We start from the raw sequence: 24,775 nt of genomic DNA on the forward strand, positions 1-24,775 counted from the left end.
GAGATAGGAACAATGAAAGCATCTGTTTTTTATGGAAAAAATGATATTCGCTTTGAAGAAGTAGAGAAACCGGAAATATGTGATCATGAAATTTTGATACAAATGAAAGCATGCGGTTTATGCGGAACAGATATTCACAAAGTAACGGAAGAATTAGTTCCTTCAGGTTCTGTACTGGGTCATGAATACGCCGGAGAAGTCGTTGCAGTTGGAGATAAAGTTTCTGATTTCAGTCTGGGGGATCGTGTTACAGGCGGCATACATGTTCCATGTTTCACATGTGAGCAATGTTCCAGAGGGCATTATACCTTATGTCCGGAATTCAAAAAGACGAATATCCATCCAGGCGGGTTTGCGGAATATGTAAAACTTCCGGAAGAACATGTGAAAGATTTGCTTTATAAGATTCCGGACGGCATGAGCTACACTGAAGCTTCACTCACAGAGCCGGTTGCATGTTGTATTCACGGACAAAAGGCAGTGGATATTCATGCCGGAGACCGCGTACTGGTGATGGGAGCAGGACCAATCGGTTTGATTCACTCGCAGCTTCTAAAAAACAAATTAGTGAAAGAAGTGGTGGTAACCGACGTCTCTGATCATCGCCTGAATAATGCGTATGATTTCGGTACCGACTTAACCATTAATACGGCAGAACAGGATCTGGAAACGTATTTGCAGGAACAGAATCACCCGGGATTTAACATTGTTATTATTGCTGCAGGTGTATCTGCGTTACTGCCTCAGGCGATGAACGTGCTAAAAAGAGGCGGAACAGTGGTTTGCTTCTCTCCATTTACAGTGAAACCAACGGTAGAAATTGATGCGAGTGTGTTCTTCCATGATGAGAAATCGATTGTCGGCACCTATAGTGTTTCTCCATATGAGTTCGAGGAAGCTATCTTGGCAATACAAAACGGTGTCATCAATACAGAAGCATTAATTACACATGAAATGCCTTTATCTGATTTAGGTAAAGCAATTGAATTAACACAGCAGAAAACAGAGAACGTTCTAAAAATTGTACTAGAAAATAAATAGAGAGGGGATTGAATATGGCTTATCAAGCAATGGATACATTTTTAAAAGCATTAGAGGAAGGGAACTATGTTGCTCCGGCAATGAACACAACGAATTTAGAGATGACCATCGCAATTGTGGAAGCAGCGGAAAAAACAGGCTGTCCCGTCATGGTTCAGATTGCACCAACGAATGTAAAGCTATCAGGTTATGACTATATTGCAGAAATTGTCAAAAAAGCTGCAGAGAATGTATCGGTTCCAGTCACACTGCATCTAGATCACGGTATGAGCTTTGAGGATGTTAAGCAGGCTGTAGACGCTGGATTTGCTTCTGTCATGATTGATGCTTCTACCTTAGACTATGAGGAAAATATTAATCTGACAAAAGAAGTGGTGGAATATTGTCATCAGCGTGGTGTTCTAGTAGAAGCTGAATTAGGAGAACTGAGCGGGAAAGAAGACGACCATGTGGCAGAAGATGCCGCACAGACAGATGCTTCCTTATGTAAGGACTTTGTGGAAAGAACAGGGATTGATTTGCTGGCTGTTTCAATTGGAAATATACACGGTATTGACCAAGCTCCAGATTTGAATTTTGATTTGCTTCAAGAAATAAATGAAAAAGTAAATGTACCATTGGTAATCCATGGCGGATCCGGCATCTCGGCTGAAGCTTTGGCAAAATTGAAAGATTATGGCGTGAGAAAAGTCAATTTAGCAAGTGATCTGCGAAAAGCATTTATTACGGCTGTAGGGAAGCGTTATGAGAAAAATAACAATGAGTATAACTTGATCTCCGTTTTATTAGATGCTCAAAAAGCGGTTAAAGAAGCGGCGGTACCTAAATTTAAGGCTTTGAATGGGTAAAGAAATGTATATTGTTAGCATTGATGTTGGAACAACCAACACAAAAGTTTGTTTATATGAGCTTCCCGAGTTTCGTTTGCGAGAAATAGAGAACTTTGCGACGCCTCAGACGTTTGAAAACGGCCAAACAGATATAGATGCTGAACAAATTTGGAAAGAAGTGCTTCAAGCATTAAAGAATTTAAGCAATAAGGTGGAAAATCCTCAGCAAATTAAACAGATTACCGTTTCAAGCTTTGCCCAAACGATTGTACTGCAAGACAGTCAAGGGGAGGTCATTACGCCAACCATTGCCTGGTTTGATCCTAGAACCAAAAAGGAAGCGGAGGAAGTAAAAGGCGGCTTTGGTGAAGAAAAGCTGTACCATCTGACGGGAATCAATGCACATTCCAATCAAAGTCTCACCAAATTATTATGGCTGAGACGTCATAAGGAATCTGCTTTTCAAAGGATGCATAAATGGACATGTATGTCAGGCTTTATAGCATCCCGGTTAACAGGTATTTCTGCGATAGATTGGAGCTTAGCTTCCAGGACTCTGGTTTTCGATATTAATAAGAAGCAGTGGGCAGAAGAGCTTATAGAAACATTTGAACTGAATAAAGAAACCTTTCCTGAACTGGTAGAATCAGGTGCTGCGATTGCTGCTGTAAAGGATTCTGTTTCACAAGAGACTGGTCTGCCAAATGATGCGACCATTTCCATCTCTGGTCATGATCATATGGCCGGCTCGATTAGTACTGGACTGCAGAAGAAAACAGAGATATTGAATTCAACTGGCACAACCGAGGGGTTGCTGTTGCTGGGAGGGAAGCCTCATTTATCTGATGCGTTTCGGGAATTTGCCATTTCGAATGGATGTTACGTGTTAGATTCGGAATATACGCTTTATGGGTCAATGCCGACTGCTGGCCAAAGCTTTCATTGGATAGCGAATGCATTGAATCGGAGCATGAAAGATATTACTTATATGTGTCACTATATGCATGAGGAATATCTAAATGATTTTACTTCCATCAAGGATAGAATGCAGGTTTTCATTCCACATCTAAGAGGGAGCGGTCCGCCAACCCGAAACAGTGCTTCTAAAGTCATGATATACGGGGCTACGGATCAGACAACAGACCATGATATTCTTTTTTCCATGATAGCAGGGCTCTGTTTTGAATTAAAGCAATTAAAAAATGTATATGAAACGTATGTTGAATCCAACGTTCACCGCGTAAAGGTGATTGGTCCTGCGGTGAAAAACCCGCTTTGGCTGCAGCTGAAGGCAGATATCCTCCAAGCGGATATCCTTGCGTATGAAATAGAGGAAGCAGTTGCCAAAGGAGGAGCTATGCTGAGTGCATCAAAGCAGGGGATGGTCGATACGTTGCCAAAGCAGGAAATAAAAACATATACACCGGATAAGAAGAGAGCAGAGGCGCTTGAAGCCTTTTACAAACAATTTTATTTACCACTCTATCACTTGAAAAATCAATTTGAGGGTAAGGGATGATTAAATGGAAGCTTTAACCTTTTACGGTATGGAAGACCTTCGTTACGAGTATAAAGATAAACCAGAGATACAAGCAGCAGATGAAGTGATTATAGAAGTGAAGTATGCGGGAATTTGCGGTTCCGATTTATCTCGATACAAGAAGATTGGCCCGCTGACCCCGGGAAATATTTTTGGACATGAATGTTCCGGTGTTGTTAGGGAAACAGGAAGCAAGGTAACGAATATACAAGCAGGAGATCGCGTTGCGGTATGTCCCCAAGTACCATGCGGGGAATGCGAAGCATGCAAGTCAGGATATTTTGCAGCATGTCCCGATTTACTCGTAATAGGGGCGAAACAGCCCGGCTGTTTCGCCTCCTATACAAAAGTGCCCGCAGAGAATGTATTAAAATTGCCGGATAATGTTTCTTTTGAGGAAGCGGCTTTGATAGAACCCTCCTCCGTTGTGCTGCACGGGCTTTTCCAAACCCGGCTGCAGCCTGGAAAGACAGTGGCTGTTTTTGGCTGCGGCACCATTGGTTTACTTGCCTGTCAGTGGGCTAAATTATTTGGTGCAGATAAAGTGGCAGCCATTGATATTGATTCAGATAAACTCACATTAGCGAAAGAGCTGGGAGCGGATGAGGTTATCCAGCCTGGCAAAAGTGTTTCCACTTATGAAAAATTAATGCAATTGATGGATGAAACTGGCGTCGACTTAGCTATTGAAGCTGCCGGCTCCGTTCAAACTTCTGAAGAGGTATTGGCAGCTCCCAAAAAAGGCGGAGAGGTTTTATACCTTGGCATTCCGTACAGTGATATTGCGTTGAAAAGATTTTATTTTGAACGGATTGTCAGACAGGAATTAACGGTACGTGGATCATGGAATGCGGTATCTGCACCATTTCCAGGCAGAGAATTTACAACCACCCTTCAATTTCTTAGAGAAGGAAAGCTGCGTACAAAACCGATGATTTCTCATTACTTGCCTTTACAAGAAGGGCCGGATATTTTTCAAAAAATAATTAGCGGTAAAGAAAAGACGATGAAGGTTTTGTTTGAATTAGGGAAGTAAGTGGATAGATGATATGAGAGAAAAGTAGTGAAGTAGAAATTTGATTTTTATTTCACTGCTTTTTTTATTTATGGTGGGTATGTCTATTTCCCGTGAGCACTATACTATGTAAAGCATCATCGAGGAATTAACAAAATACAGTTTCTTTAAAATGAAAATATTCTTTAAAGAGGATATTCAAAAGGAAAGGTGATTTAATGTTTGAAAGAATCCATGAAGTTGTCATAGAAGCCGGGAAAAACCTAGTAAATAAAATGAATTCAAATTTCACCGTCGAAACAAAAGCAAGCGATATTGATTTAGTTACAGAAATGGATAAGAAAACAGAAAAATATATTACAGAGGAAATAAAAAAGAACTTTCCTGATCATGCTGTTTTGGGAGAGGAAACAGTAGATGAAATCGGACATGATAAAATGCTTGAAATGATTGCATCACATCCGAATCTATGGGTAATAGATCCAATTGATGGCACAACCAATTATGTCCATGGGCTGCCGGGATATACGATTTCCGTAGCCTTGTATTGTAAAGGAGAAGCAGCTTATGGCATTATTTATGACCCTGTTGCAAAAGAATTGTTTGTCGCTGAACGTGGAAAAGGTGCGACATTGAACGGAGAAGCAATGTGTGTCAGCGAGCATCGTTATCTATCTGAGAGCCTTGTCTCCACAGGTCTTCCAGCTAATAATACTAGTGCTCGTTATCATGGCTTGGAAGACTATGTAAAAATAACGCCGGTTACTCGGGACATCCGTATTTTGGGTTCAGCAGCCTTACAGTGTGCTTATGTTGCTGCTGGACGTTTGGATGCGGTTTGGATATGGGGAGTAAATATTTGGGATATTGCTGTCGGCCGATTGATTGTTGAGGAAGCAGGGGGAAGCGTTTATCAATTGGATGGGAGTGAGGTTCGGTTTGAGTTTCCGCATTTCACCTGTACGAATGGAAAGATTGATAAGGAATGGAAGGAAATCTTTGCTTCTATACATGGTTTTTAATGGAAGTATTTTTTACTTTGTGAAAGAAGAATCTGTGTTGGAGCAGATTCTTCTTTCATTTTTATATACTTAAGCAGTTAAAGTAAACTCGAAGATTCTTGCTAATCAAATATAAAGCATAAGTGTATATGTCTAATTTGGGACTTGAAATATACAGCTATTAGTCAGGTTAAATATATTTGAGGAATCAAAGGTATACAAAAACAAAGGATGAAAAAACGAATCTATTAATGACGATACAAAATAATTATTGGAACTTTTCGATACAAGAACAAAAAATTGCAGATTATATACTACGTTACAGTTATGAATTGAAAAAATATATATCCATCCGACTTTTCCCAAAAAACAAATATATTAAATGCTATCTCTAGCACCTTTTATTTAATTATAGGAATTCATACTATAATAACCTTGATGACCTATCTTTTAGATATTGTACTATTTTACTTGGGGCAACGATTGACACACATATACTTCCTTGAAAAAGAAGACGAAAATACCTAATGAAAGATTAGATTTATCTGTCTTAGTCACAGTTTTTTTGATGGGAGTTCAAAAAAGTTGGGATGAAAGCGCATTCTTAGATGAGTTAGTTCGTGATACGATATAAATATAGAAAGGAGGTAATGAACATATGCACCTAGACGATCGTAGTAAGGCGTTAATTCAAGAAATATTTGTGAACTCCGGCCTTAAAGTAAAGGATCTATCTAGGAAATATGGGTTAAGCAGGGGGCAAATTGACTACAGTTTAAAAAAAATAAATGACTGGCTCGAAGATAATGAATTCCCGCTGATAAAAAAAGACTCAAGAGGTTTTTTTGTAGGTGATCCTAAACACCAGATGTTGCTCTTGAAAGAAGGAAAAGAGTTAACTCCAGACTATATTTTCTCTTCTGAAGAACGGGCGCTTCTTATTTGTTTTATATTATTGACTAAAACGGGGGATATTTCACTTCTCCATTTAACATCTGAGCTTGAGATGAGTAAGAATACAATATTAGCTGATTTAAAGAAAGCGCAGGAGATAGTTAGTTTTTATAATTTGCAAATCCATTATTCCAGAGTTGAAGGATATGATATTAAAGGTGATGAATGGAATATACGTCGCCTTTTGCTGGAAGTGATTGACCGAATACAAAAAATATCTAATGGATCACTATGGATAGAAATATATGGACATCTAGCAAAAGAAGAAATAAATAGAATGCAAGGAATTGTTGAGCATTGTGAAAGTAAAATGCAACTCCGTTTTACAGATGAAAAGCATAACTTGCTTCCCTATGTATTTGTTTGCATAATCAGAAGGATTCGACGAGGAAATATGCTTAATAATGATGAAATTGATTTTTCTCAAGAAAATGTTTATAACATTATTCTGGATTTATTAGAAATGGAAGAGCTTATCTCAAATGAAGATTTATCATTTTTGACACTTCAACTCCTTACGGCAAATCTGACTTTTTCTACAGAACCGGATTGGTCAACAGATACTGTGATGATGAAAGGATTACGTCAAATGATTCGGAATTTTGAATATATTTCCTGTACTGTTTTTCTGGATAGAGAAGAACTCTTGAAGAAATTATGGCTTCATTTGAAGCCAGCGTACTATAGAATCAAATTTGGCCTGACTCAAAACCATAAAGTAGATGAAAAATACTTTGGTGAAGTATTTCAAGATGAATATAAGGAACTGCACCATTTGGTAAAGAAATCAATCCCATCTTTAGAAAAAGTAATTGGCTGTTCCATTCCGGAATCGGAGAGCATTTACTTTACCATTTTGATTGGAGGCTGGATGGAAAGACAAGGAGATTCGCTTCGTCATCGTATAAAAGCAATCGTAGTTTGTCCTAATGGCGTATCTGTTTCCAAGTTGATGAAAAGTACATTAAATCAGTTATTTCCAGAATTTGTATTTTTAGAGGCGTTATCAATAAGAGAGTTCCGTAAATTTGATATAGAGTATGATATTGTATTTTCTCCTGTTTATCTGGATACAGATAAAAAACTGTTTATTGTTGAGCCTTTTATATCAAATGAAGTGAAAAAACAATTACGCAGTCAGGTAATGCAAACAGTCTATGGGTTCACCCCTCAGTCCATAGATATAGAAGAATTAATAAAGATTGTAGGGAACAATACTGATATTCAAAACGAATCAAAATTAAAACGGGAATTAAGTGTGTATTTACGGCGTGAACAATTGCATGAGACAGCTATATATGAGGAGGAACAGCCTAGGCTGGTTGAATTGCTGCAACCGGATCATATCATAATCAGGTCAGAAGTAGGTTCTTGGAGAGAAGCGATAGAAACTGCTGCAGAACCTCTTTTGAAAAAAGGAATTATTACACCACAGTATATTAAGAAGATGATTGAACTGCATGATATTAATCGACCCTATATTGTTTATGGAACAGATATTGCAATACCCCATGCTACGCCAGAAGATGGGGTTAACGATTTGGGGATGAGTATGCTGAAGCTTCAGCAGGGAGTAAACATATCATCTAATCAATCAATAAGACTCATTGTTGTTATTGCGCCAATAGATAAGAAAAAACATTTACGTGCCCTTTTGGAAATATCCAAGCTTTCAGAGTTAAAGCCGGAAATAGAAGAAATAATTAAAGCTGTACGTGTAGAAGATATTTATCATTGTTTAGAAGATTATTCCAATCAAGAAAAGCTTCAGCTATAAGAATAGTATTTAAATTAAAAGGAGGACTAAAAAATGAAACGAATTGTTTATCATGGTATTCAAGATTTAAGGTTAGAAGAAACAGAAATTCCTGTACCAAAATATGGAGAAGTAGTTATCAAAAACTTGGTTACATTAACTTGCGGAACGGATGCAAAGATGTATATGAGAGGGTATCGATACGATCCTCCACATCTTATTGGCCATGAAGCAGCAGGAGTAGTACATGCAATTGGTGAAGGTGTTACAAAATTTAAAATAGGTGACCGGGTAGTTGCTCATAATACAGCTCCATGCCATAAATGTTACTACTGCAAGAAAGGACAGCATTCTATGTGTGAAGATTTGCCTTCTAACTTAGGGAGCTATGCAGAGTATCAACTTATTCCCAAGAATATTGTTGAAGAAAATATGTTTCAGCTTCCAGATGATATGGAATATAAACAAGCTGCATTAATGGAACCGCTTGCTTGCGCTGTTTATGGCACCTCACAAGTTCCAATTGAATTAGGTGACACAGTAGTTGTTAATGGTTGTGGACCAATAGGACTCATGTTTATTCGTTTATGCTACTTGCGCGGAGCACATGTAATTGCATGTGATATGAAAGACAATCGTCTGGAAAAAGCGAGGAAACTTGGAGCGTTGGAAACAGTTAAAGTAAGTGAAGATATTAATCAAGTGGAAGAAGTCCGTAAATTAACTGAGGATGAACGAGGTGTAGATATAGCTATTGAAGCAGCCGGTGTGCCTGCTGTATGGAATATGGCTTTTGACATGGTACGTCCCGGCGGAACGGTTCTGTGCTTTGGCGGCACAAAAAAGGATACAACAGTAACCTTCGATTGTACAAGGCTTCATTATGAACAGATTACTGTAAAAGGAGTTTTTCATACGACACCTATTCATGTTAAGGCAGCTTTTCAACTATTAAAAATGGGGGTTATTGAAGCGAGCGATTTTGTGGAGAATGAATATCCAATTGAACAGACCGAACAAGCAATTCTTGAACATGCCAGAGGCGAAGTTATTAAGAATTGTATTGTGTATTAGAAAAAGTTAAGAGATAAGAATGGGAGATGGTGAAGTGTGAACTTATTAGAGTTATTTGATGAACAGTTAGTGCATTTTGATTTTGAAGCGGAATCAAGTGATGAGTTGCTGGAAAAAATGGTAGATCATCTGGAAAAAAGAAATTTAGTAAAAGACACCTATAGACAAGCTGTTATCGAACGTGAACATAAATTTCCGACAGGACTGCCTACGAAAGTGATGTCAATAGCAATTCCTCACACAGATGTAGTGCATGTTAATCAATCATGTATTAGTATCACCAGATTAAAGAAAGCTGTACCATTTCGCGAAATGGGTAATGCAAATACTGAAGTGGAAGTTAACTTGGTCTTCATGCTTGCGCTTAATGGAAGCCAAGATCATTTAAAGGTTATTCAAAAGTTAATCAGCTTATTTTCAATGGAAGACGTAATGAAGGATTTACAAAAAGCAAGTAGTAAAAAGGAATTGTTAGATACTGTTTTTCAAGCAATTCATGAGATGGAAATAATATAATAACGAAAAATACGAGGAGGAAGAAAAATGAAAAAAATTATTGTAGCTTGCGGCGGAGGAATCGCTACTTCACAAACGGTTGCGGTCAAGTTGGAAAATCTATTAAAAGAGAGAGGATTAGGTAATAAAGCGAGTATCGAAGCAATTAATATTAATTCGATTCCAACTTATATTAAAAGTTCAGATATTTATGTCTCAATTACGCAAGAACCGGAAGGGAAATATGAGATTCCAGTATTCAGTGGTATTCCATTTTTAACGGGGATAGGTGCAGAAGAAGAATTAGAAAAAATAATTGAAGTGATAAATTCATAACCTTCCTTATGGGATATTTCATAATGACTTTATTTATATAGAAGGAGGATAAGTATGGGGTATATTGAAGTTTTTTTTCAAGGTTTAATTGATATGGGAGCGCCTGTATTTTTGACTATTATTTTGACCGTTCTCGGTCTTATCTTTCGAATGAAATTCAGCCGGGCCTTTTCAGCCGGTTTGACATTGGGAGTAGCTCTGGTAGGAATTAATATCGTAGTAGACTTTATGATTGCAAATGTTGGAGAAGCTTCTCGATCATTTGTTGAATTGACCGGTATACAGCTGGATGCGCTTGATATGGGGTGGCCGCCAGCTTTGGGTCTTGCTTGGACATGGGAATTTGCGTTTTTAATGTTTCCAATTCAAATTCTGGTAAATATCTTAATGTTATCTTTTCGCTGGACATCCTGCGTAAACGTGGATATGTGGAATGTAGGAAATAAAGTGTGTACTGCTTTTTTAGTTGCATATGTATCAGGGTATGCTTGGCTAGGGTTATTATTTGCAACACTTCAATCTATACTTGAATTAAAAAATGCAGACTATACGAGATATCGTTTGCAGAAGCTTACTGGAATTCCAGGAGTATCTATGCCTCACCCAATGTTCCTGTCTGGGATTTGGCTTTATCCATTTGTAAAGGTTATGGATAAAGTATTTCCAAGTACATTCAACTTTGATGCACAAAAGCTGCGTGATAAGATAGGGATTTTTGGAGAGACGCATGTAATGGGCTTTCTAATTGGATGTTTAATTGGCGCTTTTGGAGGTTATGATATCAGGTCGATTCTTACGCTTGGAGTACAAGCTGGAGCAGCTTTGATGTTATTTCCATTAGTTGCAAAACTCTTTACAACAGCACTGACTCCTGTTAGTGAATCAGCAACTGCTTTCATGAAAAAACGATTCAGCAATCGTGCTTTTACAATTGGTCTGGACTGGCCTATTATGGCGGGACGTTCCGAACATTGGTTGATTATGATCCTGACTATACCGATTATTTTAGTTTACTCTTTAATACTACCTGGCAATCTTGTACTTCCTTTTGGAGGGCTGATGAACATATGTATGGTTGTTCCACTTTTTTATCTTACAATGGGGAACCTTCCTAAAATGGCAATTGGGACAATTATAGGTATTCCAATGCAGTTGTATGTAGCTTCTTATTTTGCTCCACATTTCACTGCACTTGCCAATGCTACTGGAGGAGTGGAAGTGCCTCAAGGGCAAATGCTTGCTTGGTTTGGAATGGATATATCTGAATTGAGATACATTATTGCAGAATTTTCGTTATTTACACCGGTTGGGATTGTTTTATTTATCATAACAGTAGGTTTTGCGATTTATTATTTCAAAGGAATAAGGAAAGAAGATTTGGAAATAAAGAAAGAATTAGGTGTTGAAGATTAATTAATTTATCGGTAAAGGAGAATTGTTATGTGGATAAAAAAAGCGGTTTTTTTCTTCTTTTTAGGTTTAAGTATCATTTTTTTAATCGTCAGTATTCTAAGCTGGAATATGTTATTGGGGGCTTGTTCTTTCGTCATTGCACTAGGACTGACAAGATACTTGGATGATGTAGGTTTGCCTTCCAGGTATAGCGCAAAGGAAGTAAGAAAAGAACTTAAAGAAATGGCTTAACCAAAAAAGAGAGGAATACACCAGATGGAAAATACCTAATCCATACCACACCAAGAAGAATGAATGAGATTTAACATAACCCATCTTCATTTGAATTTATAGTGGATAGAGTAGACATTGATCGTTTATCTCCTAATAAATAGGGACTGTTAATGCGAGGATTAGTTTTCGAGTACGGGCACACATATTTGTAATTTAAAAATGTAAACGACACATTTTAAAATGCGGGCAGTTTTCATTTAATAACTACACACCTCATCTCCACGTGCTCTGTAATATGCCTGCTCGATTATAGGATAACAGTTTTAGGGGAGAGAGAATTACTTTCAGTTAATTTTGTGCCTTGTACACAGCGAAAGGAATGATACTAAAAATGAAAAAATTAATTAATGAAGTTGATGATGTCGTTTTGGAAAGTTTGGAAGGTTTTGTAACTGCGAATCATCGTACGCATCAAAAAGTAAACGGTGTTAATGGAGTTATTCGTAAGGTTAAAAATAATAAAAAAGTCAGTATTGTTTTAGGTGGTGGAAGTGGTCATGAACCTGTTTTTCTTGGTTTAGTTGGAGAAGGTATGGCAGATGGAGCAGCTTTAGGCAGTGTGTTTGCTTCCCCAGATCCCCAAACAATCTTAGAAGTGATTAAGTCTTCATATACGGATGAAGGTACACTTTGTCTTGTTATTAATTACGCGGGAGATACGATGAATTTTGGAATGGCTTCTGAATTGTCCGGTTATGAAGATTTAAAAGTAGAAACTGCATTAGTAACCGATGATGTAGCTTCAGCACCAAAAGGGCAAGAGGAAGAACGTCGAGGAGTCGCCGGTCTCTTGTTAATTACCAAAGTCACTGGCGCTGCTGCTGAAAAGGGATGTTCACTCGCTGAATTAAAGAATTTAGCTGAAAAAGCAAATCGTCTTACTCGCACAATGGGCATTGCCTTAACACCTTGTTCCCTTCCAGGAAGTAAACCTAATTTTACTATTGGAGAAGACGAGTATGAATTTGGTATGGGTATCCATGGTGAACCAGGGATTAAGACAAAAAAACTTAAAACAGCGAACGAAATTGTTGCTGAAATAGTAGAAGGACTTGTTAATGACTTAAATCTGCAGAGTGGCGATGAAGTTGTAGTTCTGGTGAATGGAACAGGAGCGACAACAATATTAGAATTAAATATTGTTTATCGACAGGTCGCTAAGCTGTTAAAAAAACAAGATATTCATATATATGATACAAATATTGGTTCTTATTGTACTTCTTTGGAAATGGCAGGAGTATCTATATCTGTAATGAAGTTAGATAACGAGTTGAAGAGCCTATATAATGAACCTGCTTATACTCCTTATTTCTATAGAAGAGGTGCTGAATGATGGAACAATTAACTGTACAAGAAACGCGGGATATGTTGATTTTTGTTGCAGATAATTTGATTGAGTCGAAGGAAATGCTATGTGAAATTGATGGGAAAATTGGTGATGGGGATCATGGATTTGGTATTGCAAGAGGTTTTACTTCCGTCAAGGAAACGCTTAATGATAATACGTACTCTACAGTGAATAATGTGTTTAAAGATACTGGAATGTCCATGCTTCATTCTATGGGTGGAGCATCAGGTATCATATTCTCGTCAATGTTCCTTGGAGGAAGTGCTCTAACTGACTTAGAAACCCTTAATATAGGATCGCTAACATCTATTATGCGTGGAGGGCTTGAAAAAGTGAAGGTTCAGGGGAAAGCAAAATTGGGAGATAAAACAATGGTTGATGCTTATGAACCTGCAGTAATCGCATTAGAAAAAAATCAAGATAGTAGCTTAAAAAATGCGCTTAAATCAGCATTTTTAGCAGCTGAAGACGGCGTTGAAAAAACAAAAGAATATCCAGCAAAGCACGGCCGGGCAAAATTTCTTTATGATCGCTCTATTGGTATAGAAGATGCTGGTGCTACAACTGTGTCATTAATTTTTAAAGCAATGTACAACTATCTTTCTAAATAAAGTTTAAGTAAGTAGAAGTAGTTATTAAGAATACTAAATTTTCTTGTAGGAGGTAGCGTGTTGAAAAAACAAATTTTAAAAACGCCATTTATGGAAGAAATTATCAATGTTTGCAGTGCCATTTATAAACTAGGTTGGGGAGAGAATCATGCTGGTAATTTAAGCTACAGAATGACCGCTCAAGAAGTAGAAGCATATATAGGAAAAGAATGGGGAGTAACTAGAAAGTATAAATTTGAAAAGCCCTGTCCCGAACTTGGGAATCAATTTTTCCTGGTTACTGCTTCGGGGAGTCCTTTCAGAAATATAAAGCATGATCCAGAGGTGCATTTGGGAATTATTCATCTTAATGAAGAAGGAAGTACCTATGAGATTATTTGGGGATTTCGAGAAGAAAGACAGCCAACGAGCGAACTTCCGACACATCTTCTCTGCCATAATGAAAGACTACAAGTAGACCCAGATAACAGAATTGTCCTTCATTGCCATCCAACATATACTATTGCGATGACATTTATACACGAATTAGAACAGGATGCCTTTATTAAAACGATGTGGTCACTAAACTCTGAGTGTGTTCTTGTCTTTCCAGAAGGAATTGGTTTACTCCCATGGATGGTATGTGGAAATGGGAAAATCGGCTGGCAATCAGCAATGAAGATGAAAGAGTTTCGTATTGTTCTTTGGCCGCATCATGGTATCCTGGCATGTGGACAATCTATTGACCAAGCATTAGGATTAATTGAAACTGTTGAAAAAGCTGCACAAGTATACATTCTAACAGAGGGAAAAACGAAACAATGTATGACAGAGGAGCAAATTGTGGAATTAGCTTATGCATTCAACTTAAAGCCGAGAGAAGGAATTATTAAGAAGAACGTATAATGATCTTTGATAGGGTGTTAGTTGTCAAAGAGATTTAAATATAAAATTGGTTTATGAGATGTTGAAATAGTACTTGAAAAGCCTTGAATCAGGAGAATTTTAATAGATATTGCTTGGAAGGGCTTTTGTATTATTATATTAGAATATCTTGATAATAAATAATCGTTTGTCTAATGTACCAAGAATACTGATTAAGATGAAAATTCTTTATTCTAAGCAGTGGAGAAATTTATGTTAGTCTAACCTAAATTGTTCACAGAAAAATTCATAACAACTACTTATCTGGAAAGTGATGGAGGAGGATAAATATCGTTACTCGTAATCATTGGAAAGATATTAATGATAAAAATATTATGCTATATTTTTTATGAGGTAGAAGGTGAAAAGTTAGGAGACTTTGAATGTAATGACATTTAAGGTCTCTTTTCAAATCTCGTAGATAATAAGGAAATAAAAATACAAAATATCAACTGCCAACTAAATTTGGTTACACATTACAATGAACAATAGAAGAAAGGTAAAGAAAATAGTCCCCTATCTATAATATAAAGGAGAACGGCTGGATTTATCTGTATTTTTTGTTCGTTTCAAATAGATTCATCAATACTGAAAAATTTAATTAAAGGTTAAAAAGAACTTAAGTCTACTATTGGTTAAGAAAACAAGAAAGTATATAACGGAAAGCCAAACTAGACACCCCGCTCCCCAAACATTAAGATTAAAGTATATAACCACTTCTCCATCAACTCTTTAATTCCAGAAAGGATGAACCACAGTGAAACAAATCATAGAAAACGATTGGTTAAAAGTTGAAATAGAAAGTAATGGCGCTGAAATACGGGCTGTCGAGCATAAAAAGAATAACTTAAGCTATATGTGGACGGGAGACAGTGCCTATTGGGGACGTGTTTCACCGGTATTATTCCCGGTTGTTGGGCGTTTAAAAGGAGACCAATATCAATTAGACGGAAAAACATATGACATGTCTCAGCATGGATTTTTAAGAGATGTTGATTTTGAACTAAGCTCACATTCGGCAGAGCATGTTGCATTTGAGGCAGCTTCGGATGGACGTTTTAAAGAAGTTTATCCATATGAATTTAAAGCAACAATCACTTATTCCCTCAACCAGGATTCGCTTTCCGTTGATTGGAAAATAGAAAACAAAAATAGCGGGGAAATGTATTTTTCAATTGGCGCTCATCCCGCTTTTCGAATCCCGCTTTTAGAAAATGAAGGATTAGAGGATTACCAATTGAAATTTACTCCTGCTCCAAATAAAGAGGTAATGGAATATGGCTTGGAAAATGCATTGGTTCATGAGAAAGGAGTCCGTAATCAGCTTCCAGACATAACACTGCAGCCAGAGCTGTTTGCAAAGGATGCTATGATATACAGTCATATCGATCGTATCGAGCTTGTCTCAGCAAAATCTGATCGTGGCGTAGATGTTGAATTTACAGACTTTCCGTTTGTAGGAATCTGGTCTAAATATAATGAAGAAAATAATAGTATTGCACCATTTGTTTGTATCGAGCCTTGGTGTGGTATTGCGGATATGCATGATACGACGGGAGACTTTAAAGAGAAGTTTGGTGTTAACCGGTTAGAAGCTGGTGATGTATTTCAGAAGGCGTATATGATGAAATTTAAATAATTGTTTGGTTAGGTTATCAATTCTGTATATTTACAAATTTTGAATGAAGAATTTATTATATAGAAATTTACATTATCAAAAGCATAGCATATGAACTATTATAATGTATAAGTTCCTATGCTTTTTTGATTTCAAGCATTTTATAATTCAAATAAGTATGGTTTTTAGTGGAATCAAGCCATTATCAATATAAAATTATAAATTGAAAATAAAAAAATTTTTTTACTAAACTGCTCTTAAATTATAAAAATATATGTATTGAATACAGTATGAAAATGGTACAAATAGATTTATTTTCTAAAAAGTCTTCTTTAGAAGGCTCATTTTTTATGTGCTTTTTAGATTAGAAATAATAAAATTGGAAGAGCTATTTTTGCGTGTCGAGGTGTAAGACACTTCATTTTTGTTAGTTGAGAAATCTTTACATAGTTATCTTTTGACGGTGATTCTACGACAAAAAGTGTTATAACCTTTATTGAAAGCGTTTTTTTAAATTATTATACTTGGAAAGAGATAAGAAAGAGGAGGTGAATACAGATGAAATTGGATCAGCGATGTATAGAGATTATTGATATTTTGCTTATGCAAGATGGTTACATGAATATAGCAAAGATTGCCGAACAAGTAGAAACTAATGAGAGAAACGTACGTTATAGTTTGAGCAAAATTGATAGATTCATGGAAGAAAATAAGCTTGAACCTTTGACTAGACATCCGCGTAAAGGAGTATTTTTAGTTGAAAAGAAAAGTATTCGTCCAATATTGTCTATATTTAAACAGCGTATGACGCCAAAAAAATATCAGTATTCACAAGAAGAAATCCAGAATTTTTTGAAGCTGAAAATGTTAATTTCAGAAGAGGTCATTCCAACCGCTTATTTTGAAGAAGTCCTTTTTCTTTCTCGAACAACAATCTTAAATCATATAAGAGCTATTGAAGGGGAGGTTTTTCTAGAAGATTTAAACTTAGAGCATAAAAAAAGAAAAGGTCACTATATCACTGGTGATACATTATTGAAGTGCATTACTTTTGCTAAGATACTGATTCGCAGCATTAATATTAGAGAATTTTATAATTTTATTAATGATGACAGGATTGTTTCGAAACATGGTGAATTGTTTTTTTATAATTTATTTGAATATGAGTATTTACAGAGAGCAGTTGAAATCAGTCATCGGCTGGAGACTAATTTAAATAGAGGCATGGATGACCAAACATATCTCACACTTTTAGCTTTGTTATTTAAAATTGTTACTAGAGTAGAAGGAGACTTTGAAAATATATCAAATGCATTATCTAAAATAGAGCCAAAATACAAAAACAGCTTAAAAATCCTACTTAATAGTGTTATGCAATCAGACAGTAAGAATCAGGAAGAGGAAATTGAATTATTTACAAGAGAACTCTGCAAAAAAGTAGGAGAGGTATATAAAGTAGATTTCTTTAAGGGAAATAGTAAGTTTTTAGAGCAAATTAAGAATCATGTCATATTCATGGTAAAAAGATTACGAGAAAATATAACAATTGAAAACCCCATATTTGAACAATTTATGAAAACTAATCATGAAATATTTCTTGTGACGTCCCAAATTTGCAAAGAATTAGAGCCGATTATTAAAGTAACTGTGAGCAATCAGGAAATTTCCTTTCTTGCCATCTATTTTTTTTCTGAAATGGAGAAGTTCAAAACAAATCAAAAGACAAAACCGGCTATTCTTATTGTGTGTGTAGAAGGAACAGCCGTGGCAAGTATGATAGGAGCGCAAATAAAGAAAATGTTCGAATTCGAACGAATTGATACCATGCCACTTAGATTACTTGATAAGGAAACGATAGAAAAATATGATTATGTGCTGAGTACGGTAAATATTCCAGATATTCGTTCCGAAAAAATTCTGCGTATTAATAGTTACCTTTATTTGGATGATATCAAATTACTTCAAAAGCATTTACAGCTGAAAATGAAAGTTCAATCCATTCAACCGTTAAATAAATTTAGCAAAATCATACAGCTTATGATGGATAATGGCCATATTACTAATCTAAGCAAACTGGAATCGGATTTACTAGAGGTACTCACTAATGATGAATACGAAGCCAGTAGAGAAGTTGTTCCCGATTTTATTTTTTCACCAGAAACAGTTGTTTATGGTGAAAAGGCAAATACATGGCGGCAAGCAATTGCACTTGGTACTGACAATTTAATAGCAATGGATTGTATTGAACCGAGATATTATGAAAATATTATGAAAAGCATTAGAAAATATGGTTCTTATATGACGGTCGCACCTGGTGTAGTTTTAGCACATGCAGGGCCGGAAGATGGTGTATTACAGGATAGTTTAGGAGTAACTGTTTTAAATAAAGGTGTTTCTTTCTATGACCGATATAATGTCCCCGTACAAGTCATTTTTACCATGGCTTTCCAATCGAAAGAGGCATATCTGTTAGTAGAGAGACTTGCGCAACTAGCACTGAATTCAGAAAAAATTCGCTTGCTTACAGAAGCAAGGTCCAAACAGGAAATCTATCAGCTTGTAAAAGCAACAATTGTATAAAAAAGGTGGAGTTTAATGAATACTGAACAAGTTTCTTTCAAAATTATTTCATTAGCAGGAGATGCATTTTCAACGTTGATTGAAGCCTTACAGATGGCGAAAAAAGGTAACTTTCAACAAGTAGAAGTATTAATTAATACAGCAAAAAAACAAGTAAATGAGGCTCATGATGTACAAACTAACTTAATTGTTAAAGAGGCACAAGGAGAAACTGCTGATTTTTCGGTTTTACTCATTCATGCTCAAGATACATTAATGAATACCATTTTAATGATGACACTGGTGGAAGAAATGATATCTATGTATGTAGATTTAAAAAAACAAATTGAAAATAAAGGTGGAGCAGAATATGAATATTGATAGATTGTATATTTTATTGGTTTGTAATCTAGGTGCTTCAACAGGGGTAATGGTAACCAAAATGAAAGAAATTGCAGTGAAAAGTGAAAAATTAAAAAACGTTGATATTCGGATTGAGGCGCATCCAGCTGGAGAGATACAGGAATATATAGAGGATTTCGATGTAATTATGGTAGGTCCACAAATTAAGCATAAATTTGCTGAACTTAAAAAGCTAGCTGATGAAGTGGAGAAACCTATTCAAGTTATTGATACTCAAGATTACGGAACTGTTAATGGCGGGAATATTTTGAAAGATGCTATTATCATGAAATTAGAGTCTGCTGAAAAATAGGGGGATATCTATATGTCGAGAAGTGGAAAAAATCGAAAAATGGATGGCTTTATATCCTTTATGGAGAAGCATTTTGAGCCAATTGCAGCAAGAATAGAAAAACAACGCCATGTAGCATCAATTAAGAATGGGATGATCGCGCTTATCTCAGTACTGATTATCGGTTCTTTTTCCTTAATAATCTCATCAATTGGAAATATGTTTCCTGAAGGAACAGCAATAAAGAACTTTTTTGTAGATTACAATGATATGCTGCAATTGCCATTCCAGTTTACATTTGGATTATTATCAATATACTGTGCCGTCACAATTTCATATAATCATGCAAAACAGATGAAAGTTCCTGTTTTGCACGGTGTAATAGCTGGGGTATTGGTGACATTAATTTTAAATACGAAAATAATTGATGGAAGTTTAGATACACAGTTTCTGGATTCAAGAGGTTTGTTTATCGCAATTTTTGCCTCATTAGTTACGGTTGAAGTGTTAAATGTATTTATGAAAAATAATATTACGATTCGATTAAAAGGATTGCCCGAAGGGATTTCCGCAACATTTGAATCGATTATTCCTATGGTAGTTGTTTTATTTGTTGCAGTATTTCTAAGTGCAGGTGTACAAAGTGTGACCAATGGGCAAATCATTCCTGAAGCATTTACAACCATGCTGGCGCCCGCAATTAATAGTATTGATACACCTTATGCAGTTTTCCTGATTTGTTTTTTAGAAATGCTATTCTGGTTTATTGGATTGAATGGTTATGCAATTTTGATTGGTTTTGTATTGCCGTTTATGACTCAATACCTTGGACGAAATGCCGCTGCTTTTGCAGCTGGAGAACCGATTCCACATGTGTTTGCACCAAACTTTTGGGATTATTTCATGGGTTTTTCCGGATCAGGGATTACTGGAGCTTTAGTAATCCTAGCATTATTTAGTAAATCTCAAAAAATTAAAGCGGTAGGAAAAGCTTCGGCTGTTCCAGCAATTTTTACCATATCAGAGCCGGTCGTTTTTGGTTTGCCAATATGCTTTAATCCTTATTTGTTTATCCCATTTGTCATGGGGACTCCTATTCTAGCAGTTTGTCAATGGTTCATATTTCATTGGGGGATAGTTCGGCCGCCAGTGGTCAATGTAGGCGGAACACCAATTCCGTTTGCTCAATATTTAGCAACGATGGACTGGAAAGCTGTTATTCTTAGTTTTGTCGTGTTAGCGGCAGCTGTTTGTATGTATTATCCGTTTTTCAAAATGTATGAACGCAGTGCAATGAAAGAGGAAAGGATTCTTAACGAAAGAGAAAAAGCACATCAAGAGCTTGATTTGGATTTTTAAAACTAGCTACTTAAATTTAATTGATAATATTACCTTATTTAATTTAGAAAATACCTTAAAGTTTATGAAAACTGTAATTTCTAGTGTTTCTAAAATTGAAGGAATCAAATTATTATTTCATAAGACAGTATAAGTAAAAAAGGAGATTACTAATATGAATATTAAGAAGTTTCTTACAACTGAATTAATGGCGGAAGCAGCAGGGAAACATATTATTGAAATAGTAAAAAAGAAACCTGATAGTTTACTATGCTTTGCTGGAGGAGATACCCCGCTTATGACTTTAAACTATTTAGCAGAAGCAGCTAAACAGGGAGAAGTTGATTTTGGGAAATGCTCGTTTGTCAGTCTTGATGAATGGGTTGGTCTTGGTAAAGAAACGAATGGAAGTTGTAAGCAAACACTATTTGATCATTTTTTTGATCGTATCCCAAATATAGATGATTCACAAATTTGTTTTTTTGATGGTTTGGCTATAGACATGGACGCAGAATGTAAAAGAGTAGACCACTTTGTTGCGAAGCATGAAGGGATTGATTTTATGCTGTTAGGAATTGGGATGAACGGACATATTGGTTTCAACGAACCTGGTGTAAGAGTGGATACATATTGCCACGTCATCGATCTTGACCCAGTAACTAAGAAGGTTTCAGTAAAATATTTTGATGAAGAAATGAATGTAACACGAGGGATTTCACTTGGTATTCAACATATTACGGAGGCTGCTGAAGTAATGTTAATGGCAAATGGTGAAAAGAAAGCAGACATAGTGGAGCTGACAATCAATACAGAACCAACTGCGGATATCCCGTCTACTCTTGTTAAGAATTCAAAACATGCTGTACTGTACATCGATGATGCAGCTGCCAGCAAACTATAATGAAAGAAGAAGGGACGTAATCAGATGAAATATATAGATATTCAAGGGAAAAAAGATGGGAAAAATATTACCATTAGTGTTTCTAATCTATTGATGGGTTCAGGAGATTTCCTGAGACCGGATAATATGGATTTTGCTGCCCCAGTACTGGATAAATTTATTGAAATAGGTGGAAATTCATTTGATACAGCAAGGCAATATCGACATAGTGAGAAAACGTTAGCAAGTTGGATGAAGTTGCGGAGGAATAGAGATAGTCTAGTTATTCATACGAAAGCGTGTCACCCGACACGTGAAAATCCAGATGTGGCTAGAGTGACTCCAGAGGCAATTGAAGACGATCTTTATACCAGTTTGGAAACACTAGATACAGATCATGTCGAACTATTCGCTTTGCACCGAGATGACCCAACTAAGGAAGTTGGTCCTATTATGGAAAGTCTTCATAAGCAGGTTGAAAAGGGTCTGGTCTATGCCATTGGTGCATCAAATTGGGAAATAGCACGAATTATTGAAGCTAATAAATATGCGGCAGAGCATAAGTTAACGCCTTTTACTTTTAATAGTCCAAACTTAAGTCTTGCTAAAGTGAATCGCCCTCGTTGGGAAAATTGTGTGTCTGCAAATGATGAGATGATACGTTGGCATCAAAACTCAAATACACCTTTATTAGCTTGGTCGTCTCAAGCGGGTGGATTTTTCTCTGGTCGATTTACACCGGATATTAAAGATGATGTAGAGATGGTCGAAGTTTATTATAGTGAAGCCAACTGGGAACGATATCGACGTGCGGAAGAGTTAGCAGACAAAAAAAAGGTAACACCTATTCAAATTTCTCTTGCTTATGTATTGTGTCAGACATTCCCAACAGCGGCGGTTATTGGACCAGAAAATAGTAACGAATTATTGTCCTCTTACGATGCAACGAAAATTTTATTAACGGATGATGAAGTTCGTTGGCTTGATTTAAAAGAATAGAACTTAATTTAAGTTAAGACTAAATAATCCTTTATAGAAAAAATGAGGTGACTAAATTGAAAGATATTCGCAATAAGTTTGCTGTGGAATTATATTCATTCAGACGTGAGCTTGAAGTGGATTTCGGTGGAACTATACGAGAGCTGCGAAAAATGGGATGGCAAGCTGTTCAGATAGATGGACTTCGCGGTAATAGTGCAGAACATATTGCTGCAGTACTTAAAGAGACAGGAATGAGAGTAGCTGGAATGCATGTCTCACTTGACAGAATGCTTAATGATACAGATAAAGTAATATATGAAGGATTATTGTTTGGTACAAAAGATATTTTTTGCAATTCGTTACCTGAAGAATTACAAAATGAAGAAGGATATAGATATGTAAAGAGTTCATTGCTTGATTTGGCTATGCGACTCAATAGTCTAGGATTTCGAGTGGGCTATCACAACCATGAATTTGAATTTTTATCAAAAGTTGACAATCGTACTGCCTATAATTATTTGATGATGCCTGAGGGAAACTGTTTTATTTATCCTGAAGTAGATACGTACTGGGTTCAATATGCTGAAATTGATCCGCTGTCTGTGATTAAACGATTTCCAGAAAAAATGCCTATCATGCACTTGAAAGATATAAAATCAGATAAGAGATTAACTTACCCTGAATCTTTAGCTGAGATTGGAACGGGTATTATTGACTTTGTTCCAATATTACAATGGGGTGAGGCGAATGGTACGGAATGGTATGTAGTAGAACAAGATCGCAGTTTTTTAGATGGCGGGATGATGGAAAGCTATCAAATTAGTTTTAATAATTTACTTGAATTACAGGAACAACTGTAAATAATTCTTTTAGAAGGTTTATACAAAAAAGTATAACTTCTCAATTTTAATGAATTGAAGGGTTCGACAAAATAGAAAGAAACGTTTCAAATGTATTAATAATAAAAAGCGTATGAACTAAGTGTATCGTTACTTAAGTTCATACGCTTTTTAAATGGAATGGATATTATTTAATCAATATTGTCTCCATAATACAAAAGATAGGCATCAAATTATAAATATTTATCCTCTTCCTTGATTTAGACTGAAAAACATAACAATAAATTCACAAGAAGATAATAGTAACTTATTGCAATCATTCACAGGTTGCATTATATTTCCAAAAATAATGCAAGCGCTTTAATGAAAAGAATATATCAATAAAAAGCAAACATGTGATAGGACGCCTATTATCTACAAGGAGGATGAAAAAATGAAACTCTGCTATAACCAAGCAACTACATTAGAGAATTCAAACCTTGCCAAGGATCTCGAATACTGTGAGAAGCATGGCTATGACTATATCGAGATCCGCACAATGGATAAATTGCCGGAATACTTGCGAGACCATTCGATGGAAGAATTACAAGATTATTTCCAAAACCATCATATTAAACCAATCGCTTTAAATGCGTTGGTATATTTCAATAACCGCGAGGACGAGGAACAAGTCATCGAAGAATTTAAAACGATGGTGGATAACGCCAATGAGCTGGGAGCTGCTTATGTGGTCGTGGTGCCATTAGTAACTGATCAGGCGCTTCTTAAGGAAGATATTAAAGTGAGTGCAGTCAGTATGTTGAACCAATTCGCGGACATAGCAGAAGCGCAAGATGTGAAGGTGGCATTGGAATTTGTTGGGCATCCGGAATGTACAATTAATACCTTTGAACAGGCTTATGATATTATTGATACGGTAGACAGAAAAAGTGTTGGTTTAGTTTTTGACTGTTTTCACTTTCATGCAATGAATTCAGATTTTGAATTTCTGAAGAAGGCGGATGGAGAGAAAATCTTTATTTTACATATCGATGATACAGAGGATTACCCTATCGGAGTACTTCGGGACGAACATCGTGTCTGGCCTGGGGAAGGTGTCATTGATCTGGAGAAGTTGCTGCAGACAGTAAAAGAGATTGGTTATAAAGAAGATCTTGTCTCTGTTGAATTGTTCCGTCCGGAGTATTATCAAATGCCAGCGGAGGAAGTGATTCGAAAAGCAAAAGAAACGACACTGGAATCTATCGCAGCTAGTATTCATTCATAGATTAGAGGA

23 protein-coding genes are annotated in these 24,775 nt (G+C 36.2%); all 23 read left to right on the forward strand.

Annotated elements, in window-relative coordinates:
• Positions 1-12 precede the first annotated feature (12 nt).
• The 23 genes from MKY45_RS03405 to MKY45_RS03515 all read left to right on the forward strand — a co-directional run bounded on the left by MKY45_RS03405 (position 13) and on the right by MKY45_RS03515 (position 24,766).
• The gene (locus MKY45_RS03405) at positions 13-1,041 is read left to right on the forward strand and encodes an alcohol dehydrogenase catalytic domain-containing protein (RefSeq protein WP_341172510.1); all 1,029 of its coding nucleotides are present in this window, start codon (positions 13-15) and stop codon (positions 1,039-1,041) included.
• Positions 1,042-1,055: 14 nt separating this feature from the next.
• Entirely contained in the window at positions 1,056-1,889 is an 834-nt protein-coding gene (locus MKY45_RS03410) for a class II aldolase (RefSeq protein ID WP_341172511.1), read from the forward strand.
• A 4-nt stretch (positions 1,890-1,893) separates the two neighbouring features.
• Positions 1,894-3,390 carry an FGGY-family carbohydrate kinase gene (locus MKY45_RS03415; protein ID WP_341172512.1) on the forward strand — a complete coding sequence of 499 codons (1,497 nt, stop codon included), beginning with the start codon at positions 1,894-1,896 and terminating at the stop codon, positions 3,388-3,390.
• Positions 3,391-3,394: 4 nt separating this feature from the next.
• Positions 3,395-4,447: a galactitol-1-phosphate 5-dehydrogenase gene (locus tag MKY45_RS03420; protein WP_341172513.1), complete on the forward strand. Its 1,053-nt coding sequence runs from the start codon at positions 3,395-3,397 to the stop codon at positions 4,445-4,447.
• A 197-nt stretch (positions 4,448-4,644) separates the two neighbouring features.
• A complete protein-coding gene (locus MKY45_RS03425) occupies positions 4,645-5,448 on the forward strand; it encodes an inositol monophosphatase family protein (RefSeq protein ID WP_341172514.1) in 804 nt (267 codons plus the stop codon).
• A gap of 637 nt (positions 5,449-6,085) precedes the next feature.
• Positions 6,086-8,158, forward strand: a complete 2,073-nt coding sequence (locus MKY45_RS03430) for a BglG family transcription antiterminator (protein ID WP_341172515.1) — start codon at positions 6,086-6,088, stop codon at positions 8,156-8,158.
• A 33-nt stretch (positions 8,159-8,191) separates the two neighbouring features.
• Positions 8,192-9,211, forward strand: a complete 1,020-nt coding sequence (locus MKY45_RS03435; protein ID WP_341172516.1) for a zinc-binding dehydrogenase — start codon at positions 8,192-8,194, stop codon at positions 9,209-9,211.
• A gap of 36 nt (positions 9,212-9,247) precedes the next feature.
• Positions 9,248-9,727, forward strand: coding sequence for a PTS sugar transporter subunit IIA (locus MKY45_RS03440; protein WP_341172517.1), 480 nt, complete (start codon positions 9,248-9,250; stop codon positions 9,725-9,727).
• Between the two features lie 27 nt (positions 9,728-9,754).
• Complete coding sequence (locus MKY45_RS03445; RefSeq protein ID WP_341172518.1) at positions 9,755-10,042, forward strand: PTS sugar transporter subunit IIB; 288 nt, start codon at positions 9,755-9,757, stop codon at positions 10,040-10,042.
• A gap of 54 nt (positions 10,043-10,096) precedes the next feature.
• Positions 10,097-11,455 (forward strand): PTS galactitol transporter subunit IIC, encoded by a 1,359-nt coding sequence (locus tag MKY45_RS03450; RefSeq protein ID WP_256705648.1) that lies wholly within the window; start codon positions 10,097-10,099, stop codon positions 11,453-11,455.
• A gap of 27 nt (positions 11,456-11,482) precedes the next feature.
• A complete protein-coding gene (locus MKY45_RS03455; protein WP_256705649.1) occupies positions 11,483-11,686 on the forward strand; it encodes a hypothetical protein in 204 nt (67 codons plus the stop codon).
• A gap of 373 nt (positions 11,687-12,059) precedes the next feature.
• Positions 12,060-13,061: a dihydroxyacetone kinase subunit DhaK gene (locus MKY45_RS03460; RefSeq protein WP_256705650.1), complete on the forward strand. Its 1,002-nt coding sequence runs from the start codon at positions 12,060-12,062 to the stop codon at positions 13,059-13,061.
• Complete coding sequence (gene dhaL / locus MKY45_RS03465) at positions 13,058-13,687, forward strand: dihydroxyacetone kinase subunit DhaL (protein ID WP_256705652.1); 630 nt, start codon at positions 13,058-13,060, stop codon at positions 13,685-13,687. Before MKY45_RS03460 ends, dhaL begins: the two co-directional genes overlap by 4 nt.
• Positions 13,688-13,747: 60 nt before the next feature.
• Positions 13,748-14,572, forward strand: coding sequence for a rhamnulose-1-phosphate aldolase (gene rhaD, locus MKY45_RS03470; protein WP_256705653.1), 825 nt, complete (start codon positions 13,748-13,750; stop codon positions 14,570-14,572).
• Between the two features lie 775 nt (positions 14,573-15,347).
• Positions 15,348-16,229, forward strand: coding sequence for an aldose 1-epimerase family protein (locus MKY45_RS03475; protein WP_341172519.1), 882 nt, complete (start codon positions 15,348-15,350; stop codon positions 16,227-16,229).
• A gap of 537 nt (positions 16,230-16,766) precedes the next feature.
• Positions 16,767-18,788, forward strand: coding sequence for a BglG family transcription antiterminator (locus MKY45_RS03480; protein ID WP_341172520.1), 2,022 nt, complete (start codon positions 16,767-16,769; stop codon positions 18,786-18,788).
• 15 nt (positions 18,789-18,803) lie between these two features.
• Complete coding sequence (locus tag MKY45_RS03485) at positions 18,804-19,148, forward strand: PTS lactose/cellobiose transporter subunit IIA (protein ID WP_212928695.1); 345 nt, start codon at positions 18,804-18,806, stop codon at positions 19,146-19,148.
• Positions 19,138-19,482, forward strand: coding sequence for a PTS sugar transporter subunit IIB (locus MKY45_RS03490; RefSeq protein ID WP_212928694.1), 345 nt, complete (start codon positions 19,138-19,140; stop codon positions 19,480-19,482). The genes MKY45_RS03485 and MKY45_RS03490 overlap by 11 nt, the downstream gene beginning before the upstream one ends.
• A 12-nt stretch (positions 19,483-19,494) precedes the next feature.
• Positions 19,495-20,820, forward strand: a complete 1,326-nt coding sequence (locus MKY45_RS03495; RefSeq protein ID WP_289584954.1) for a PTS sugar transporter subunit IIC — start codon at positions 19,495-19,497, stop codon at positions 20,818-20,820.
• Between the two features lie 154 nt (positions 20,821-20,974).
• Positions 20,975-21,700 (forward strand): glucosamine-6-phosphate deaminase, encoded by a 726-nt coding sequence (locus MKY45_RS03500; RefSeq protein ID WP_341172521.1) that lies wholly within the window; start codon positions 20,975-20,977, stop codon positions 21,698-21,700.
• Between the two features lie 24 nt (positions 21,701-21,724).
• A complete protein-coding gene (locus MKY45_RS03505; RefSeq protein ID WP_212928691.1) occupies positions 21,725-22,678 on the forward strand; it encodes an aldo/keto reductase in 954 nt (317 codons plus the stop codon).
• Between the two features lie 56 nt (positions 22,679-22,734).
• A complete protein-coding gene (locus tag MKY45_RS03510; protein WP_289584957.1) occupies positions 22,735-23,520 on the forward strand; it encodes a sugar phosphate isomerase/epimerase family protein in 786 nt (261 codons plus the stop codon).
• Between the two features lie 412 nt (positions 23,521-23,932).
• Positions 23,933-24,766: a sugar phosphate isomerase/epimerase family protein gene (locus MKY45_RS03515; protein ID WP_341172522.1), complete on the forward strand. Its 834-nt coding sequence runs from the start codon at positions 23,933-23,935 to the stop codon at positions 24,764-24,766.
• The last annotated feature ends 9 nt before the right edge of the window (positions 24,767-24,775 follow it).

Source organism: Oceanobacillus sp. FSL K6-0251, assembly GCF_038004725.1.
Classification (GTDB): Bacteria; Bacillota; Bacilli; order Bacillales; family Amphibacillaceae; genus Oceanobacillus; species Oceanobacillus oncorhynchi.

What these genes read in the sequence shown, in the direction of transcription:
- MKY45_RS03445 (WP_341172518.1), top strand. Translation starts at nt 9,755, where the DNA reads ATGAAAAAAATTATTGTAGCTTGCGGCGGAGGAATCGCTACTTCACAA.
- MKY45_RS03500 (WP_341172521.1), top strand. Translation starts at nt 20,975, where the DNA reads ATGAATATTAAGAAGTTTCTTACAACTGAATTAATGGCGGAAGCAGCA.
- MKY45_RS03515 (WP_341172522.1), top strand. Translation starts at nt 23,933, where the DNA reads ATGAAACTCTGCTATAACCAAGCAACTACATTAGAGAATTCAAACCTT.
- MKY45_RS03405 (WP_341172510.1), top strand. Translation starts at nt 13, where the DNA reads ATGAAAGCATCTGTTTTTTATGGAAAAAATGATATTCGCTTTGAAGAA.
- MKY45_RS03450 (WP_256705648.1), top strand. Translation starts at nt 10,097, where the DNA reads ATGGGGTATATTGAAGTTTTTTTTCAAGGTTTAATTGATATGGGAGCG.
- MKY45_RS03435 (WP_341172516.1), top strand. Translation starts at nt 8,192, where the DNA reads ATGAAACGAATTGTTTATCATGGTATTCAAGATTTAAGGTTAGAAGAA.
- MKY45_RS03455 (WP_256705649.1), top strand. Translation starts at nt 11,483, where the DNA reads ATGTGGATAAAAAAAGCGGTTTTTTTCTTCTTTTTAGGTTTAAGTATC.
- MKY45_RS03480 (WP_341172520.1), top strand. Translation starts at nt 16,767, where the DNA reads ATGAAATTGGATCAGCGATGTATAGAGATTATTGATATTTTGCTTATG.
- dhaL (WP_256705652.1), top strand. Translation starts at nt 13,058, where the DNA reads ATGATGGAACAATTAACTGTACAAGAAACGCGGGATATGTTGATTTTT.
- MKY45_RS03425 (WP_341172514.1), top strand. Translation starts at nt 4,645, where the DNA reads ATGTTTGAAAGAATCCATGAAGTTGTCATAGAAGCCGGGAAAAACCTA.
- MKY45_RS03505 (WP_212928691.1), top strand. Translation starts at nt 21,725, where the DNA reads ATGAAATATATAGATATTCAAGGGAAAAAAGATGGGAAAAATATTACC.
- MKY45_RS03410 (WP_341172511.1), top strand. Translation starts at nt 1,056, where the DNA reads ATGGCTTATCAAGCAATGGATACATTTTTAAAAGCATTAGAGGAAGGG.
- MKY45_RS03460 (WP_256705650.1), top strand. Translation starts at nt 12,060, where the DNA reads ATGAAAAAATTAATTAATGAAGTTGATGATGTCGTTTTGGAAAGTTTG.
- MKY45_RS03490 (WP_212928694.1), top strand. Translation starts at nt 19,138, where the DNA reads ATGAATATTGATAGATTGTATATTTTATTGGTTTGTAATCTAGGTGCT.
- MKY45_RS03420 (WP_341172513.1), top strand. Translation starts at nt 3,395, where the DNA reads ATGGAAGCTTTAACCTTTTACGGTATGGAAGACCTTCGTTACGAGTAT.
- MKY45_RS03485 (WP_212928695.1), top strand. Translation starts at nt 18,804, where the DNA reads ATGAATACTGAACAAGTTTCTTTCAAAATTATTTCATTAGCAGGAGAT.
- MKY45_RS03495 (WP_289584954.1), top strand. Translation starts at nt 19,495, where the DNA reads ATGTCGAGAAGTGGAAAAAATCGAAAAATGGATGGCTTTATATCCTTT.
- MKY45_RS03430 (WP_341172515.1), top strand. Translation starts at nt 6,086, where the DNA reads ATGCACCTAGACGATCGTAGTAAGGCGTTAATTCAAGAAATATTTGTG.
- MKY45_RS03415 (WP_341172512.1), top strand. Translation starts at nt 1,894, where the DNA reads ATGTATATTGTTAGCATTGATGTTGGAACAACCAACACAAAAGTTTGT.